The following is a 15,687-nucleotide window of genomic DNA, read 5'->3' on the forward strand; positions in this document are numbered from 1 at the left end:
GTGGTCGGCCCCGGGCTCGGCGACAACGCCGCGGCCGCGCTCGGTCTGGGCCTGCGGGCCGGGGAGACCGTTGTCTCACTCGGCACCAGCGGCGCGGTCTTCGCGTCGGCGGCCGATGCCGAACCGGACCCGAGCGGCGAGCTCAACCGGTTTGCAGACGGCGAGGGGCAGTTGCTTCCCTTGTCCTGCACGATGAACGCGGCTCGGGTCCTCGGAGCCGTCGCCACCGCGCTCGGCACCGACCTGGCCGGGATGGAGCGCCTCCAGGCGCAGGCCCCGCTCGACGCCGACGGCGCGATCCTGTTGCCCTACCTCGACGGTGAGCGGACCCCTTCGCTGCCGGAGGCTTCCGGGAGCCTGCACGGGCTGCGGCGGTCGACGATGACTCCCGAGCACGTCGCGCGGGCCGGGGTGCTCGGCATGCTGTGCGGTCTGGCCGATGCACTCGACGCGGTCCGGCGCAGCGGCGTCCCGGTCGAGCAGGTGCTGCTCATCGGCGGCGCCGCCCAGTCGCAGGCGGTCCGCTCCGCGGCTCCCGAGATCTTCGGGGTGCCGGTCGTGGTTCCCGAGCCGGGTGAATACGTCGCGCTGGGCGCCGCCCGGCAGGCCGCCTGGGTCGAGTCCGGCTCCGACGAGCCACCGGTCTGGGAGCGGCGGGTCGCCGCAGAGATCGCACCCAGCGGCGAGGGATGGGGACAGCAGGTGCGCGAGCGCTACGCGGCATACCGGCACCAGCTGTATCCGCACGTGTGACCGCCGCACGCGCAACGAGGCCCCCGGGTGAACCCGGGGGCCTCGTCCTTACTGCGATAGGACTACGAAACTTGCGGTGCCGCAGTCAGTCTCGCTGGTGGATCAGACCGGACGGACCGCGTCTGCCTGCGGGCCCTTGGGGCCCTGCGTGACCTCGAACTCGACGCGCTGCGCCTCGTCCAGCGAACGGTAGCCGTCCGACTGAATGGCCGAGTAGTGCACGAAGACGTCGGGGCCGCCGCCGTCCTGTGCGATGAAGCCGAAGCCCTTCTCGGCGTTGAACCACTTCACGGTGCCCTGTGCCATGGGGTAACTCTTTCTTATTGGCGGGTGGACCGCGCACCTCGCGCGGGCCAGGCTGCCGTACTACCCCCACTGCCGGGACATGCCCGTTGGGATAAAAAAGGCCCGCTCGTTGGGGCGGGCACTTCTTCGACCTGCGAGGAACTGCAACTGCAACCAACTCAACCCTAACATGCACGCTGCGGGCTCCAACCGAACTCACCCCGCAGGATCCGGTTCCACCGGTTCGCCGGCAGCCACGGGTGCAGCAGGGCGACTCCGAGGCAATACTTGCTCACGCTCACGCCCCGGACACCGCGCGCGGCCAGTGCCCGGTCCGCGAAGCCGGAGCCGGTGCTCTTGCTCTCGACGAGGACCCGGTCCGGACCCCATTCGCTGCGGCCGTCCAGGACGCACTCGAGGTCCACGTCACAGGTGAGCCGCGACCCCTCGTCGAGGTCGACCAGCGTCGCCCGGCGGTAGCGGGTCGTCACCGATGGCACCAGTTCAGGCGGCCGCAGACGGTACTCGTCGTGCAGCACGCCCTCGAGGAACTCCACCGCCGCCCGGTTGATCCCGCCGCGCTCCTCGAAGGGGTAGGGCACGCGGTGCTTGACCGTCTCCGCCCGCCGCCCCTCCAGCTTGACCTCGAAGAGGCACTCCTCGCTGTCCAGGTAGCTGCGCGAACGCACCTTGTAGCGGCGCCGCCGCCCTTGCCGGTGTGCCCGGTAGAGCGCGAGGTCCGGGCTGTCGAAGTATGCCGACTCATAGCCGAACAGCCGGCGCCCACCGATCTGCAGGGCACGGAACCGGCAACCCAGGTCGCCGGCGAGCGTGGCGAACTGCTCGGGCGTGAGGAGGTACTTCCGGTCCACCCGGGTCTGCAGCCCGGCCACCTCCATCACCTGGGGCAGGGCGACCGACGCGCTGCCAGACGCGACCGCCTGCAGAACGGCTCGCGAGCGGGATGCCGCTGCCGTGCGTGCCGGTGCCCCGCACGTGGCCGAGGCGAGCGCGGTCATCGGGTCACCGCCACGAGGTCGCTCTGGCCGGCCAGCTCCCGTCCCGGCCGCTGGGTCTGTCCCCGGGTGGCCACTGGCTGCGGGCGGCTCCGGAAGCGGACGTCCACGACGGTGGTGTCGCGCACGAGGTCGAGCTCGAGGACCACCACGTGGAGAACGTCGGCGTCGAGCAGCTGCTCGAGCGCGGCCCGGAGCGAGGGCTCCCGCGGGTATGCCGTGTCCATGGTCACCGTCTGGCGTCGCGTCCGGGGGGCGAACCTCGGGTGGTCCGCGGCATACATCACCAGCACGAGACCGCCCGAGACCGCTGGGGCGAGCCAGATCGGGCCCGGGTGCAGACCGTTCACGAGGCCGAGGGCGAGCGCGATGAAGTAGTAGGCGACCTCCTCCTGGGTGATCGCGTCAGACCGTAGGCGGATGATCGACAGGATCCCGAAAAGGCCCATGCCCAGGCCGATTCCGGCGCCACTGCCGGCAAGGAGGGCGGCGACCGCCATGATCCCGACGTTCAGTGCGACGTAGGCGAGCACCAGATCGCGCCGGAAGTGCCGGCGGTAGTAGACCCCGAACACGAGCAGGGTGATGGCGGCGAGGTCGGCGGTGATCGCCATGATCAGGTTCATCAGGTCTCTCCTTCTGCGTCGCCGGGCAACCGTCGCGGTGCCCGACCTGACACCCACCGTGCCCAACGCCGATGAGACCCACGCAAGCCCCGGATGAGAGCGCTCTCATCACTGGCACCTCGAGGCAGCCGCGGGATGCGGTCAGCTGGGGTCGACGACGAGCCGGTAGCCCATCCCCCGGACCGTCTCGATCCTCTGGGCGCCCAGCTTGCGCCGCAGGTAGCGGATGTAGACCTCCACCACGTTGGACCCCGGGTCGAAGTCGAATCCCCAGACCTGAGAGAGCAGCTGCTCGCGAGACAGCACCTGGTCGGGGTGCCGGCAGAAGGCCTCGGCCAGCGCGAACTCCCGTGCACTGAGGTCGATCTCCCTGCCATCGACACGGGCCCGTCGGGTGCGCAGGTCGAGACTCATCCCCCCGACCTCGAGCACCGTGGCCTCGGCCACCCGGTCGCCGCGCAGCCGGAGCCGGACCCGGGCCAGCAGCTCGTCGAACGCGAACGGCTTCGCCAGGTAGTCGTCAGCACCGCCGGCGAGCCCGGCGACCTTGTCATCGACGCTGTCCCGGGCGGTGAGGATCAGCACCGGAATGGTCGACTTGGCCTCGCGCAACCGGTGCAGCACGGTGAAGCCGTCCATCTCGGGAAGGCCGATGTCTAGCACCAGCAGGTCGTGGTCACCATGGCGCGCCTCGTCCAGGGCGGCTCGGCCGTTGCGGACCGTGGTGGTCACGAAGCCGTTGCTGCGCAGACCCTTCTCGAGGAACGAGGCGATGCGCGCCTCGTCCTCGGCGATGAGGATGCGGTTCATGGTCTCGCCTCCGGGTCGGGTGTCGGACTGTCGGAGAAGGCCTGGTCAGTCCCGGTCGCCTCGTCGTCGCGATCGGGCACCACTTCGACGTCGCCGGCCGCGAGCGGCAGGTCCAGCACGAAGGTCGCCCCCGGACCCGGGCGATCGACGAGCCGGGCGGTGCCTGCGTGGGCCTCGGCAATGGACTTCACGATCGACAGACCGAGCCCCGCCCCGTGGGCGCGCACCGGTCCCTCACCGCGGCGGAACCGCTCGAAGATGTGCGGCGCGTCCGCCGGTGACACCCCGCGCCCGGTGTCACTGACCCACAGCCGGAACCGGTCGCCATACCGCTCAGAACCGATGGCGATGCGGTCACCAGAGGCGGTGTGCTGCACCGCGTTCGACGCCAGTTGCATCAGGGCCTGGGTGAGCCGCTGCCCGTCGGCCACCACGGTGCCCTCGGCCACGGCGTCGACCGCCCAGTGCCGTTCGGCGAGGACGCGTGCGTGGGCCAGCGCGTCGACGGTGAGGTCGGCGAGGTCGACAGGACCCGGCGCGAGGAAGTCGGGGCGCTCGGCCCGGGCCAGGTCGATGAGCTCGACGACGATGCGCTTCATCCGGTCCAGCTCCTCGAGCACGAGGGCGGTGGTTTCCGCGCGCTCCTGCGGGTCGTCCCCCATCAGCTCGAGGTGGCCGCGGACGACCGTGATCGGGGTCCGCAGCTCGTGGCCGGCGTCGTCGATGAACCGTCGTTGCGTGTCGAACGAACCCTCGAGCCGGTCGAGCATCCGGTTGAAGGTCGCCGACAGCCGGGCGACGTCGTCCTTGCCGGTGACGGGGATCCGGCGGTGCAGGTCGGACTCACTGATCTGCTCGGCCGTCTGCCGCATCAGGCGGACCGGCTCGAGGACGCGGCCCGCGACCAGCCAGCTCGCCACGCCGGCGAAGACCAGCGCGACCGCCGCGACGATGCCGAAGATCTTGACCGAGGCGAACAACGGTCCGGCCTGGACGTCACGGAACTGCAGGATCACCAAGGCGCCACGCTGCGGGTCTCCGTCCACCCTGGCCGGGATGACGCCGTAGCGGACCTTGCCCGCCCGGCTCTGCCACCACCCCGACACGGGTTCGGCATGACCCGCGACCTCCTTGATGAACCCGGGGTCGGTGTCGAGACGGGCCGGCGGTTCCACCGAGCTGCGCCGGTCCGGCTGGTCGTCCAACAGGGTGAAGTAGGACTCGCCGCTGTCCGGCACGCTGTCCTCGAGGTAACGCGTCAGCAGCGCGTCGACCGACTGCTGGGACCGACCGGTCGGCGAGGCGGCATACGCGTGGAAGCTGTCGGCCTCGTGGGACAGGTTGTCCCCCGCGATGTCGTCGGCCCGCACCGAGATCACCTGCGCCGTCACGACGATGGACCCGGCCAGCGCGATGGCGACGAGGAGCACCATCCAGCCGATGATCCGGCCACGGGCGCTCATGGCGACGACCGGGTGGGGCGAAGGGAGGTCCGCTCGGCTCGGTCAGTCATCGAGCCCGTCGTCCCGGTCGTCGTCCGCATCGTCCCAGCCGTGATCGTCGTCATCGTCGACGCCGGCCTGAGGAGGCGTGCCGGTGACCCGCGTCGCCTGGGGTCGGTCGGAGGCGTGCGTGCGGTCGGGTGCGGGCCCGGACGTGGCGGTCTTGCTCGGGCTGGATCGGCGGGTGCTGGACGTGGTCGAAGCCGGCGGTTCGGGGGTGGCGCTCGTCGTCGACGGGCGGGGAGCCGGCGTGCGACCAGGCGCTGGTCCGCCCACGGTGCGGATGTGCACCGTCTCGCCGAGCTCGGGGCTGTTGTCGCCGGAGACCAGCAGGGCCGTCAGCGCGCTTCCGGCCAGGGCCAGCAGCACGACGGTCAGCAGGATCAGCCGCGACGCCTTCATGGCCACCATGGTGCCGCAGCGGGCTCAGCGGGCGATGAGCTGCGGATGAGAGGACTCTCATCCGCACATGGTGCCGTGGGCAGGCCACCCGAGTACCGGCGCCCCGTGTCGTCAGGGCGACGCCGGAGGTGGCCCGCAGACGGTCACACAGAGATGACCCGACCTCGCAGGTGCTCGCGCCCGCCCTTGGCCGGGCGGACCGCGAAGTCCCACTCATCCGGCCCTCCCGCGGTCGAAGCCACAAAGCCGACGGTGGCGGGGAGCAGCAGCGGACGGCTGAAGGCGACGTCGACGGCATACGCCTCGGGCAGGCGGGGCTCGAGGGCGGCGAGCGCCCGAGCCTTGGTCCACATCCCGTGCACGAGCATGCGGGGAAAGCCGGACGCCTTGGCGGCGAGCGGGTTCAGGTGCATGGGATTGACGTCGCCACTGACCCCGGCATAGCGGCGCCCCATGTCCTTCGGCACCCGCCAGACCGCCGCAGGACTGGCGTCGTCCGGCAGCGAGACCTCGAGCTCGTCGTGACCTGACAGGGCCTGCCCGGGCGCTTCGGCCCCCTTGGCGAGGTAGGTGCTCACGCCCTCCCAGACCAGCTCGTCACCCACCCGCGCCTCAGCCACCAGGTCGACCTGGGCACCCTTGGCGTGCGGTCGCAGGTTGCGGGCGGTCGCGCGCAGGTCGAGCACCTCGTCGGCCCGGACCGGGCGGTGCTGCACGATCCGGTTGCGCACGTGCACCAGCCCGGGCAGCGCGAAGGGGAACGAGCGGTCGACCATCAGCACCATCTGCAGCGGGAAGGCCAGGACGTGCAGGTAGGTCGCCGGCAGCTCGTCACGCACGCCGAAACCACAGACGCGGTCGTATGCCGTGAGCCGCTCGCGATCGATGCGCGCACCGTGCTGGGTCACCTCGTGCTCGGTCAGCTCCCCTCCGCGCCCGGGTGCGGTCAGCAGGGCCCGGGCGTAGAGCGGCCCGAGGGCCGGGGCGTGGTCGAGCACGGTGGCGTCGGACCTGGTCGCGCGCGGTGTGCGTTCGTCGGCCACGGCTCAGGCCCCCAGCTGGCTCTGCCCGCAGACCCGGACGACCTGCCCGGTGATCCCGCCGCTCGCCGGACCGGCCAGCCAGGCGATGGTCTCGGCGACGTCCACCGGCTGACCACCCTGGCTGAGGCTGTTGATCCGGCGTCCGACCTCGCGGGTGCCGAGCGGGATCTTGGCGGTCATCTCGGTCTCGATGAACCCGGGCGCGACGGCGTTGACCGTGATCCGGCGGTCGGCCAGCTGGGCCGACAGGGCGTGGACGAGGCCGATGACCCCGGCCTTGCTCGCCGCGTAGTTGGCCTGCCCCCGGTTGCCGGCGATGCCGCTGGTCGACGAGACGCTGACGATGCGGCCGCCGTCGGCCAGCCCACCCGGCCGGTCCGGGTCGAGCAGCACCTCGTTGATCCGCAGCTGCGCTGCCAGGTTGACGTCGAGCACGCTCCCCCACCGGTCGGCGTCGGTGTTGGCCAGCAGCTTGTCCCGGGTGATGCCCGCGTTGTGCACGACGACGTCGAGCCTGCCGCCGTGGCGCGCGGCGATGTGCTGCGCCAGCCGCTCACCGGCGTCGGGCGCCGTGATGTCGAGCTGCAGGGCCGTGCCATCGACACGGTTCGCGGTCTTGGCGAGCGCCTCTCCCGCCGCGGGCAGGTCGACGCAGACGACGTGGGCGCCGTCCCGGGAGAAGACCGTCGCGATCGACGCCCCGATGCCACGGGCGGCACCGGTCACCACGACCACCTGGCCCGCGAACGGCTGTGTCCAGTCGGCCGGTTCGTGGACCTCGGCTGGTCTGATGCGCACCGGCTGGCCGTCGACGTAGGCGGACCGGGCGGACAGGAAGAACCGCAGCGGTGACTCCAGGACCTCGACCGCGGAGCCGGACAGCGCCGCCTCGTCGACCAGCAGCAGGTTGGCCGTGGCGCCGGCCCGCAGCTCCTTGCCGAGACTGCGGACGATGCCCTCGAGGGCGCGCTGCGTCGCGGCCGCCTGGGGATCCGCGTGCTGGTCGGGATCGGACCCGACGACGAGCACCCGGGCGCACGGGGCCAGTCGGCGCAGCGTCGGCTGGAGCACCCCGCGCAGGTCGTCCAGGTCGGTGATCAGGCGAGCCGCCGTGGCGTCGACGACGACGGCCGCCATCTTGGTGCCGGAGCTCGAGACCGCTTCTCCCTCCAGCAGTTCCACGCCGGCCGAGCGCAACGTCTCTGTCAGCGCACCCCTCAGCGGAGCATCACCCACACCCCCCACGAGGGCGGACCCGTCGAGCAGCGGCTGCCCGACCTCGTAGCGTCGTAGGACCTGTGGGCGAGGCAGGCCGAGCCGCTTGGCGACTCCCTTGCCGACGCCTCCGTTGACGAATGACGTGTAACGGTCGGTCACTTCACGGCCTCCAGGATCGCGACGACACCTTGGCCGCCGGCGGCACAGATCGAGATGAGCCCACGTCCCGTCTCCCCCGGCTGGTCGTGCAGCTCCTTGGCCAGGGTGGCCACGATGCGGGCGCCGGTCGCGGCGAAGGGGTGACCGACGGCGAGGGACGAGCCGTTGACGTTGAGCTTGTCGCGGTCGATCGAGCCGAGCGGCGCGTCCAGGCCCAGGCGCTCACGGCAGAACTGCTCGCTCTGCCAGGCCGCGAGGGTGGTGAGCACGGTGGACGCGAAGGCCTCATGGATCTCGTAGTAGTCGAAGTCCTGCAGGGAGAGCCCCTGCCGCGCGAGCAGCCGCGGCACGGCATACGCGGGAGCCATCAGCAGCCCCTCGGCCCCGTGCACGTAGTCCACCGCCGCGGTCTCGGCGTCCACGAACCGGGCGAGCGCGGGCAGCGAGTGCTCGGCCGCCCAGTTCTCGGATGCCAGCAGCACGGCGGACGCGCCGTCGGACAGCGGGGTCGAGTTGCCGGCGGTCATCGTCGCCGCGTCCCCGAGGTCCTTGCCGAAGACCGGCTTCAGCCGCGCCAGCTTCTCGAGCGAGGTGTCGGGTCGCAGGTTCTGGTCACGGGTCAGGCCGAGGTAGGGGGTGACGAGATCGTCGAAGAAGCCTCGGTCATAGGCCGCGGCGAGGTGGTGGTGGCTGGCCACGGTGAGCGCGTCCTGCTCCTCCCGTCCGATCTGCCACTCCGCGGCGGTCCGCGCCTGGTGCTCGCCCATCGACAGGCCGGTGCGCGGCTCGGCGTTGCGAGGGGTCTCGGGCACGACCTGACCCGGCCGCAGCCCGGCGAGCGCCTTGAGCTTGTCGACCGTGCTCCTGGCGTGGCTGGCGTCGAGCAGAGCCCGCCGCAGGCCCTCGTTGACCGCGATCGGCGCGTCGCTCGCGGTGTCGGCGCCACCCGCGATGCCGGAGTCGATCTGCCCGAGGGCGATCTTGCCCGCGACCAGGATGGCGGCCTCGAGCCCCGTCCCGCAGGCCTGCTGCACGTCATACGCCGGGGTGTGGGGCGACAACCGGGAGCCGAGCACGGCCTCACGGGTGAGGTTGAAGTCGCGGCTGTGCTTGAGGACTGCGCCGGCGGCGACCTCGCCGATCCGCTCGCCGGTCAGTCCGAAGCGCGCGACCAGACCGTCCAGGGTGACCGTGAGCATGTCCTGGTTGGACGCGTGCGCGTAGGGGCCTCCGGCGCGGGCGAACGGGATGCGGTTGCCGCCGACGACGACGGCCGAGCGCGTGGCAGGGGGTGCCATGGTTCCTCCGGGAATAGGGCAAGACGGGAAAACTGCTCGATACCGAATGTATCAGGTACGAACAGTCTGGGGTATCGTCCGTGCCATGAGCCGAACCACCACGTCGTCGGCCGACCGCACCGGTCGACGGGACGGGCGGGACACACGCTGGGAGAACCACCGCATCGCCCGCCGCGCCGAGCTGGTGGAGTCGACGCTCCGGGCCATCCGCCACCACGGGGCCGGCGTCGGGATGGACGAGATCGCGGCCGAGGCAGGCACCAGCAAGACCGTGATCTATCGCCACTTCAGCGACAAGGCCGGCCTGTATGTCGCGGTGGTCGCCTTCGTCGACGACCTGATCCTGCGCGAGATCACCGTCGCCGCGACCGATCCGGCGCCGGACGTCCTGCGAACCGGCCGGCCGGGCGACCACGGTGCAGGACGTCCCGAAGCGCGCCGGCAGGACGTCCTGCGAACTGGTCGGCCGGGCGACCACGGTGCAGGACGTCCGGCCGCGAGCGGAGCCGAGGTGCGGACCGAGCTGCGCCGGCTGATGTCGGCGGTGGTGGACACCTACCTGCGGCTGGTCGAACGCGACCCCGAGGTCTACCGATTCGTCGTCACCAGACCGCTGCTCGACCGGGCGCCGGAGCAGGACCCGGTCGCCGGGATGACCGGCCGGATCGGCGAGCACGTGGCCAGCATCATCGCTGCCCGGCTGCGCGCCGGCGGCCACGACACCGCTCCCGCCGGCGCCTGGGGACACGGGTTGGTCGGCCTGGTCCGCGCGGTCACCGACCACTGGCTCGCCGAACCCGACCCGATGCCCCGACCGGAGCTGGTGGCGCACGTCACCGACCTGGTCTGCGGTGGCCTCGACGCCGCTCTCGAGGAGGGCTAGCACCCCGATCCTCGGGAGCCGCAGGCGGACTCGTGACCGCGCGACCGAAGCCGGGGTGTCGTGCGGATGCTCTACGGCACGATCAGCGGGTCCGGGTGACCTTGAGCAGGCCGCGGGGCTCGTCGGGGTCGTGGTGGCGCGCCACCGCGATCGCGCAGGCGAGGCGTTGCAGCGGCATGATCTGCAGGATCGGGGCGATCGACTCGTCCACGCCGTCCGGGAGACGGATCACGGTGTCCTCGCCGAGCGCGAAGCCCGGGTCGCCCACGATGCACACGTCGGCATCGCGCTCGTGCAGGCGTTCCAAGACCGGCCGCAGCGCCTCGCCCCCGGGGCCGGCGGAGACCACGGCGATGACCGGCCGGTCCACGTCGATCATGGCCAGCGGGCCGTGCATGAGGTCCGCCCCCGAGAAGGCGTGAGCCGACACGTATGACGTCTCCATCAGCTTGAGCGCGGCCTCCCGCGCCGTCGGATAGGCATAGCCCCGACCGGTCGTCACGATCTTGTCGACGAACCGGTAGCGCGCCGCCACCGCCGCGACGTCCGCGAGCTCCAGGGTCCGCCCCGCCTGCTCGGGCAGGTCCTTGGCCACCGTTGCGTCACCGCCACGCCAGGCGTCGACGAGCAGCCAGAGCGCGAGCAGCTCCGCCGTGTAGCTCTTCGTCGCGGCCACCGCCTTCTCGACGCCGGCCCTGACATCGACGTGCCACTGCGCCGTCGCGGCCAGGGCCGAGTCGGGGGCGTTGGTCAGGGCCAGGGTGTGGGCTCCCGCGCGGCGCGCGGCGTCGGTCGACCCGATCAGGTCGGGTGAGCCGCCCGACTGGCTCACCGCGATCCAGAGCACGTCCTCCAGGTGCGGCTGGGCGTCATACACGGTCACGGTCGACGGCGAGGCCAGCGCCACGGGCAGGCCGAGAGCGATCTCGATGAGGTACTTCGCGTAGAGGGCCGCATGGTCACTCGTGCCACGCGCCGCCAGCATCACGAAGCGCGGCTCGGCCCTCCTGATCTGCTCGGCGACCTGCCGGATCGGCGCGAGCCCCTCGTCGAGCAGCCGGGCCAGCACCGCTGGCTGCTCGTCGATCTCGGCGGTCATGAGCCGGCCGAGCGTCGGAGCTGCCGGGTCGACGGGTGGGGCGGGCGTCACGTGGTCTCCTTCGATCGGGCTGGTGCGGCCATCATGCCTCGTCGGCAGGGGCGACCGCCGGGCCACCAGCGCCGACAGCGGCCGGAGACGACACCAGGGACCGGCCGCGAAGGCTCGGTCCCTGGTGTCGGTGCAGGTTCAGGCGGCGCGGCTCAGGCGGTGCCGGTGTAGTAGCCGTCGGCGACCTTGAGCGCCTCGTCGAGGATCGCGATGCCCTCGCTCACCTCGTCGGCCGTGGTCGTGCACGGCGGCACCACGTGGGTGCGGTTGTAGTGGGTGAACGGCCACAGCCCCGCGCCCTTGCAGGCGGCGGCGAACTCGCTCATCGGCGCAGCATCGGCACCCTTGGCGTTGAACGGCACCAACGGCTCGCGGGTCTCGCGGTCGCGCACCAGCTCGAGCGCCCAGAACACGCCGAGCCCGCGCACCTCGCCGACCGACGGGTGCCGCTCCGCGAGCGCCTGCAGCTGCGGCCCGATGACGTCGGTGCCGAGGGCCCGAGCGTGCTCGATGATGCCCTCCTCGCGGAAGATGTTGATCGAGGCGACTGCCGAGGCGCAGCCGAGCGGGTGACCGGAGTAGGTGAGACCGCCGGGGTAGGGCCGGTCGTCGAAGGACGCCGACACCCGGTCGGAGATGATGACACCGCCGATCGGGACGTAGCCCGAGTTGACCCCCTTGGCGAAGGTGATCAGGTCCGGAGCAACGCCCCAGTGGTCGACCGCGAACCACTCGCCGCAGCGCCCGAACCCGGCCATCACCTCGTCGGCGATGAAGATGATGCCGAACTCGTCGCAGATCTCGCGGACCCCGGCGAGGTAGCCGTCCGGCGGCACCAGGACGCCGTTGGTGCCGACCACGGTCTCGAGGATGATCGCCGCGACCGTCTGTGGCCCCTCGACCATGAGCGTGTCGCGCAGGTGCTGCAGGGCGCGCTCGCTCTCCTCCTGCTCGCTGGTGGAGTGGAACGGCGAGCGATAGGGGTAGGGCCCCCAGAAGTGCACGATGCCAACCTCGCCCGGCTCCGAACCCCAGCGCCGCGGCTCGCCCGTGAGCGCGATCGCACCCGACGTCGCGCCGTGGTAGCTGCGGTAGGCCGCGAGCACCTTGTGCCGCCCGGTGTGCACCCGTGCCATCCGCATGGCGTGCTCGTTGGCGTCGGCCCCACCGTTGGTGAAGAACACCTTGTTCAGGTCACCGGGCGCGAGCTCGGCGATCAGGCGGGCCGCCTCGGATCGCGCGTCGTTGGCGAACGGCGGTGCGATGGTCGCGAGCTTGCCCGCCTGCTCCTGGATCGCTGCCACGAGCTTCGGGTGCTGGTAGCCGATGTTGACATTGACCAGCTGCGAGGAGAAGTCGAGATACTTCTTGCCGTCGTAGTCCCAGAAGTAGGCGCCCTCCGCCCCCGCGATCGGCAGCGGGTCGATCTGGGCCTGGGCCGACCACGAGTGGAACACGTGGGCCCGGTCGTCGCGGCGGACCTGCTCCTGCCCGGGTGTGGCCTGGGCCGTCGTCCCTGTCTGCTCGCTCATTGCCGCTGATCCTCCTGTATGCCGTGTGCCTGCCGTGCGTGGATGATGCCGACCGCTGTTGCTCAGCGGGTGCGGGGGAAACCGAGGTCGATCGTCGAGGTGGCCGGGTCGGGCCAGCGCGAAGTGACCACCTTGCCGCGGGTGTAGAAGTTCACACCCTCGGGGCCGTACATGTGGTTGTCACCGAACAGCGACGCCTTCCAGCCACCGAAGGAGTAGTAGGCCACCGGGACGGGGACGGGAACGTTGACCCCGACCATGCCCACCTCGACGTCGAACTGGAACTGCCGGGCAGCTCCGCCGTCGCGCGTGAAGATGGCGGTCCCGTTGGCGAACGGGTTGGCGTTGATCAGCTCGAGGCCCTCCTCGTAGGTGTCGACGCGCACCACCGAGAGGACCGGCCCGAAGATCTCGTCGGTGTAGACGGTCATGTCGGGCTTGACCTCGTCCAGCAGCGTGGTGCCGAGGAAGAACCCGTCCTCCGGCACGTCCGCCTCGCGGCCGTCGACGACGACCTTGGCGCCGGCGTCGGCCCCCGCGCCGATGTAGCTCGCGACCTTCTCCCGGTGGGCTGCGGTGATCAGCGGGCCCATGTCGGTGTCCGGGCTCGTCCCCGCGCCGATGGTGAGCTTGGGGAGCCGCGCGGCGATCGCGTCGACGAGCGGGTCGGCGGCGTCGCCCACCGCCACGGTGACCGACAACGCCATACAGCGCTCTCCGGCCGCACCGTAGGCGGCCGAGACGACCGCGTCGGCGGCCATGTCGATGTCGGCGTCCGGCAGCACGAGTGCGTGGTTCTTGGCACCGCCGAGTGCCTGGACCCGCTTGCCCTGCGCGGTGCCGGTCTCGTAGATGTACCGCGCGATCGGGGTGGAGCCCACAAAGCTCACCGCGGCGATGTCCTCGTGCGTGAGGATCGCGTCGACGGCCTCCTTGTCGCCCTGCAGGACGGTGAAGACGCCATCGGGCAGCCCGGCCTCCTTCCACAGCTCGGCGAGCTTGAGCGACGCGGACGGGTCCTTCTCGCTCGGCTTGAGGATGAACGCGTTGCCGCAGGCGATCGCGTTGGCACACATCCACAGCGGCACCATCGCGGGGAAGTTGAACGGGGTGATGCCGGCCACCACACCGAGCGGCTGGCGGATGCTGTAGACGTCCAGGTCGGTGGAGGCCTGCTCCGAGAAGCCACCCTTCATCAGGTGCGGCACGCCGGTGGCGAACTCGACGTTCTCGAGACCGCGGTAGACCTCACCTGCCGCGTCGGGCAGCGTCTTGCCGTGCTCTGCGGTGATGATCTCGGCGATCTCGTCGACGTGGTTGTGCAGCAGTTCGCGGAAGGCGAACAGCACGGCCGAGCGCTTGGACAAGGAAGCGTGCCGCCACTCCTTCGCGGCAGCCTTGGCCTTGGCCACGGCCGCCGACACCTCTTCGGTGCTGGCCAGCTCGACTTCGCCGGTCTGGGCGCCGGTGGCGGGGTTGTAGACCGGGGAGGTGCGGCCGGAGTTGCCTGAGGTGGGCTGGCCGTCGATCCAGTGAGAGATGCGCTGTGTCATGCCCCCCACGGTAGGCCACACATACTCGCCATACAATAGATCAATTGCTATGTTACAAAACATGAGTGACGTGCTGTCCGCCATCGAGGAGCGCCTCGAGCAGCCGACCGCCAAGGGACTGGCCACCGCCGTGAGCCGGACCATCCACGACGGCGACCTGGCGCCCGGGGCCAAACTGCCCCCGATCCGGGAGGTGGCGCGGCAGCTGGCGCTGTCACCCACCACCGTCAGTGCCGGGTGGGCGCTGCTCGCCCGCGCCGGCACGATCCGGACCGAGGGCAGACGCGGCACGACCGTCATCGACAGCTCTCGTGCCGGCGCCGGCCGCTACCGTCGGGTCCTCGAGCACCAGGCACCGCTCTCGCTCGACCTGTCCACCGGCGTACCCGACGCCACCCTGCTCCCCGGCCTGACACGGGCGCTCGCGGCGGTCCGCACGGCGGGCACGCCCGGCAGCTACCTCGACGAACCCGTGCTGCCCGAGCTCCACCGAGTCCTGCTGGACGAATGGCCCACTCGTGAGGCGAGGCTCACCGTCGTGGACGGCGCCATGGAGGCCCTCGACCTGGTGTCCCGGACGTGCCTGCGGCTGGGTGACAGGGTGGTGGTCGAGCACCCTTGCTTCCCACCGCTGCTCGACCTGCTCGAGGCTGTCGGCGTCGAGGTAGTCGGCGTGCCGCTGGACGAAGGCGGGCCCGAACCGACAGCATTCGCAGCCGCCCTCGCGGCGTCGCCACGCGCGGTCTACCTCCAGCCGCGGGCGCAGAACCCGACCGGGGTGACGATGACGAGGGCGCGGGCTCGGGAGCTGGCGGGGCTCGTGGAGGGCACCGACACCCTGGTCGTCGAGGACGACTCGGCCGACGCCACCTCGACCTCCGCGCCGCTCAGCCTCGGCGCGTGGCTGCCCGACCAGACCGTCCACGTCCGCAGCTTCTCCAAATCGCACGGGCCCGACCTCCGCCTGGCCGCCATGAGCGGGCCGCCGGAGGTGATGGGAGCCGTCATCGCCCGTCGCCAGCTCGGCCAGGGCTGGAGCAGCCGGCTGCTGCAGCGCATCCTGCTCAGCCTGCTCACCGACGAGCGGTCGGTGGCCGAGGTCGCCGCGGCGCGCGACGAGTACGCGCGGCGTCGTCAGGCCGTGGTCAACGCACTCGCCACCCGAGGCGTCGCCGTGGGCGGCTCCGAGGGCCTGAACATCTGGGTTCCGGTGCATGACGAGGCAGCCGCACTGGTCCGGCTCGCCAGCCAGGGCATCGGCGTCAGCCCCGGAGCGCCGTTCGCCGTGCTGCCCGAGGAGCAGGGACACGTCCGGGTGACCGTGGGCCTCGTCCGCGACGGTCACGACGAGCTGGCGGAGGCGATCGCGACGGCGGCTCGCACCCAGGCCTGGGGCGTGCGCGCCCGCTGACCCCTCCCTCGCCCCGACCGCCCTCCCTTCCGCCCGCTCCGGCCCG

Annotated in this window: 15 protein-coding genes; 3 read left to right on the forward strand and 12 right to left on the reverse strand. The window is 71.5% G+C overall.

Annotation, left to right across the window (positions count from 1 at the left end):
- Positions 1–753: FGGY-family carbohydrate kinase (locus FRW57_RS07390; RefSeq protein WP_275263121.1), on the forward strand; the 753-nt coding region annotated here is incomplete at its 5' end.
- Between the two features lie 102 nt (positions 754–855).
- Here FRW57_RS07390 and FRW57_RS07395 read toward each other — a convergent pair.
- The 9 genes from FRW57_RS07395 to FRW57_RS07435 all read right to left on the reverse strand — a co-directional run bounded on the left by FRW57_RS07395 (position 856) and on the right by FRW57_RS07435 (position 9,112).
- Positions 856–1,059 carry a cold-shock protein gene (locus tag FRW57_RS07395; RefSeq protein WP_137122552.1) on the reverse strand — a complete coding sequence of 68 codons (204 nt, stop codon included), beginning with the start codon at positions 1,057–1,059 and terminating at the stop codon, positions 856–858.
- Between the two features lie 164 nt (positions 1,060–1,223).
- Positions 1,224–2,057 (reverse strand): polyphosphate polymerase domain-containing protein, encoded by an 834-nt coding sequence (locus tag FRW57_RS07400; RefSeq protein WP_137122553.1) that lies wholly within the window; start codon positions 2,055–2,057, stop codon positions 1,224–1,226.
- Positions 2,054–2,680, reverse strand: coding sequence for a DUF4956 domain-containing protein (locus FRW57_RS07405; protein ID WP_238384786.1), 627 nt, complete (start codon positions 2,678–2,680; stop codon positions 2,054–2,056). Before FRW57_RS07405 ends, FRW57_RS07400 begins: the two co-directional genes overlap by 4 nt.
- Positions 2,681–2,821: 141 nt before the next feature.
- The gene (locus FRW57_RS07410) at positions 2,822–3,490 is read right to left on the reverse strand and encodes a response regulator transcription factor (protein WP_152185691.1); all 669 of its coding nucleotides are present in this window, start codon (positions 3,488–3,490) and stop codon (positions 2,822–2,824) included.
- Positions 3,487–4,953: a sensor histidine kinase gene (locus FRW57_RS07415; protein ID WP_152185692.1), complete on the reverse strand. Its 1,467-nt coding sequence runs from the start codon at positions 4,951–4,953 to the stop codon at positions 3,487–3,489. The genes FRW57_RS07410 and FRW57_RS07415 overlap by 4 nt, the downstream gene beginning before the upstream one ends.
- Positions 4,954–4,995: 42 nt before the next feature.
- Positions 4,996–5,394, reverse strand: coding sequence for a hypothetical protein (locus tag FRW57_RS07420; RefSeq protein ID WP_152185693.1), 399 nt, complete (start codon positions 5,392–5,394; stop codon positions 4,996–4,998).
- A 143-nt stretch (positions 5,395–5,537) separates the two neighbouring features.
- Positions 5,538–6,437 (reverse strand): MaoC family dehydratase, encoded by a 900-nt coding sequence (locus FRW57_RS07425; RefSeq protein ID WP_152185694.1) that lies wholly within the window; start codon positions 6,435–6,437, stop codon positions 5,538–5,540.
- 3 nt (positions 6,438–6,440) lie between these two features.
- Positions 6,441–7,814 carry a 3-oxoacyl-ACP reductase gene (locus FRW57_RS07430; protein ID WP_152185695.1) on the reverse strand — a complete coding sequence of 458 codons (1,374 nt, stop codon included), beginning with the start codon at positions 7,812–7,814 and terminating at the stop codon, positions 6,441–6,443.
- Complete coding sequence (locus FRW57_RS07435; protein WP_152185696.1) at positions 7,811–9,112, reverse strand: acetyl-CoA C-acetyltransferase; 1,302 nt, start codon at positions 9,110–9,112, stop codon at positions 7,811–7,813. Before FRW57_RS07435 ends, FRW57_RS07430 begins: the two co-directional genes overlap by 4 nt.
- An 85-nt stretch (positions 9,113–9,197) precedes the next feature.
- Here FRW57_RS07435 and FRW57_RS23075 point away from each other — a divergent pair, with 85 nt between their 5' ends.
- Positions 9,198–9,995: a TetR family transcriptional regulator gene (locus FRW57_RS23075; protein WP_162529298.1), complete on the forward strand. Its 798-nt coding sequence runs from the start codon at positions 9,198–9,200 to the stop codon at positions 9,993–9,995.
- Positions 9,996–10,077: 82 nt separating this feature from the next.
- On the opposite strand, the gene FRW57_RS07445 is transcribed toward FRW57_RS23075, so the two are convergent.
- The 3 genes from FRW57_RS07445 to FRW57_RS07455 form a co-directional block, all read right to left on the reverse strand.
- Complete coding sequence (locus tag FRW57_RS07445) at positions 10,078–11,145, reverse strand: SIS domain-containing protein (RefSeq protein ID WP_338055357.1); 1,068 nt, start codon at positions 11,143–11,145, stop codon at positions 10,078–10,080.
- 152 nt (positions 11,146–11,297) lie between these two features.
- Positions 11,298–12,677 carry an aspartate aminotransferase family protein gene (locus tag FRW57_RS07450; protein ID WP_152185697.1) on the reverse strand — a complete coding sequence of 460 codons (1,380 nt, stop codon included), beginning with the start codon at positions 12,675–12,677 and terminating at the stop codon, positions 11,298–11,300.
- A 62-nt stretch (positions 12,678–12,739) separates the two neighbouring features.
- A complete protein-coding gene (locus FRW57_RS07455) occupies positions 12,740–14,230 on the reverse strand; it encodes a CoA-acylating methylmalonate-semialdehyde dehydrogenase (RefSeq protein WP_152185698.1) in 1,491 nt (496 codons plus the stop codon).
- A 61-nt stretch (positions 14,231–14,291) separates the two neighbouring features.
- On the opposite strand from FRW57_RS07455, the gene FRW57_RS07460 reads away from it, so the two are divergent.
- Positions 14,292–15,641, forward strand: a complete 1,350-nt coding sequence (locus FRW57_RS07460) for an aminotransferase-like domain-containing protein (RefSeq protein WP_152185699.1) — start codon at positions 14,292–14,294, stop codon at positions 15,639–15,641.
- The last annotated feature ends 46 nt before the right edge of the window (positions 15,642–15,687 follow it).

It is taken from the genome of Segeticoccus rhizosphaerae (assembly GCF_009192725.1).
GTDB lineage: Bacteria > Actinomycetota > Actinomycetes > Actinomycetales > Dermatophilaceae > Segeticoccus > Segeticoccus rhizosphaerae.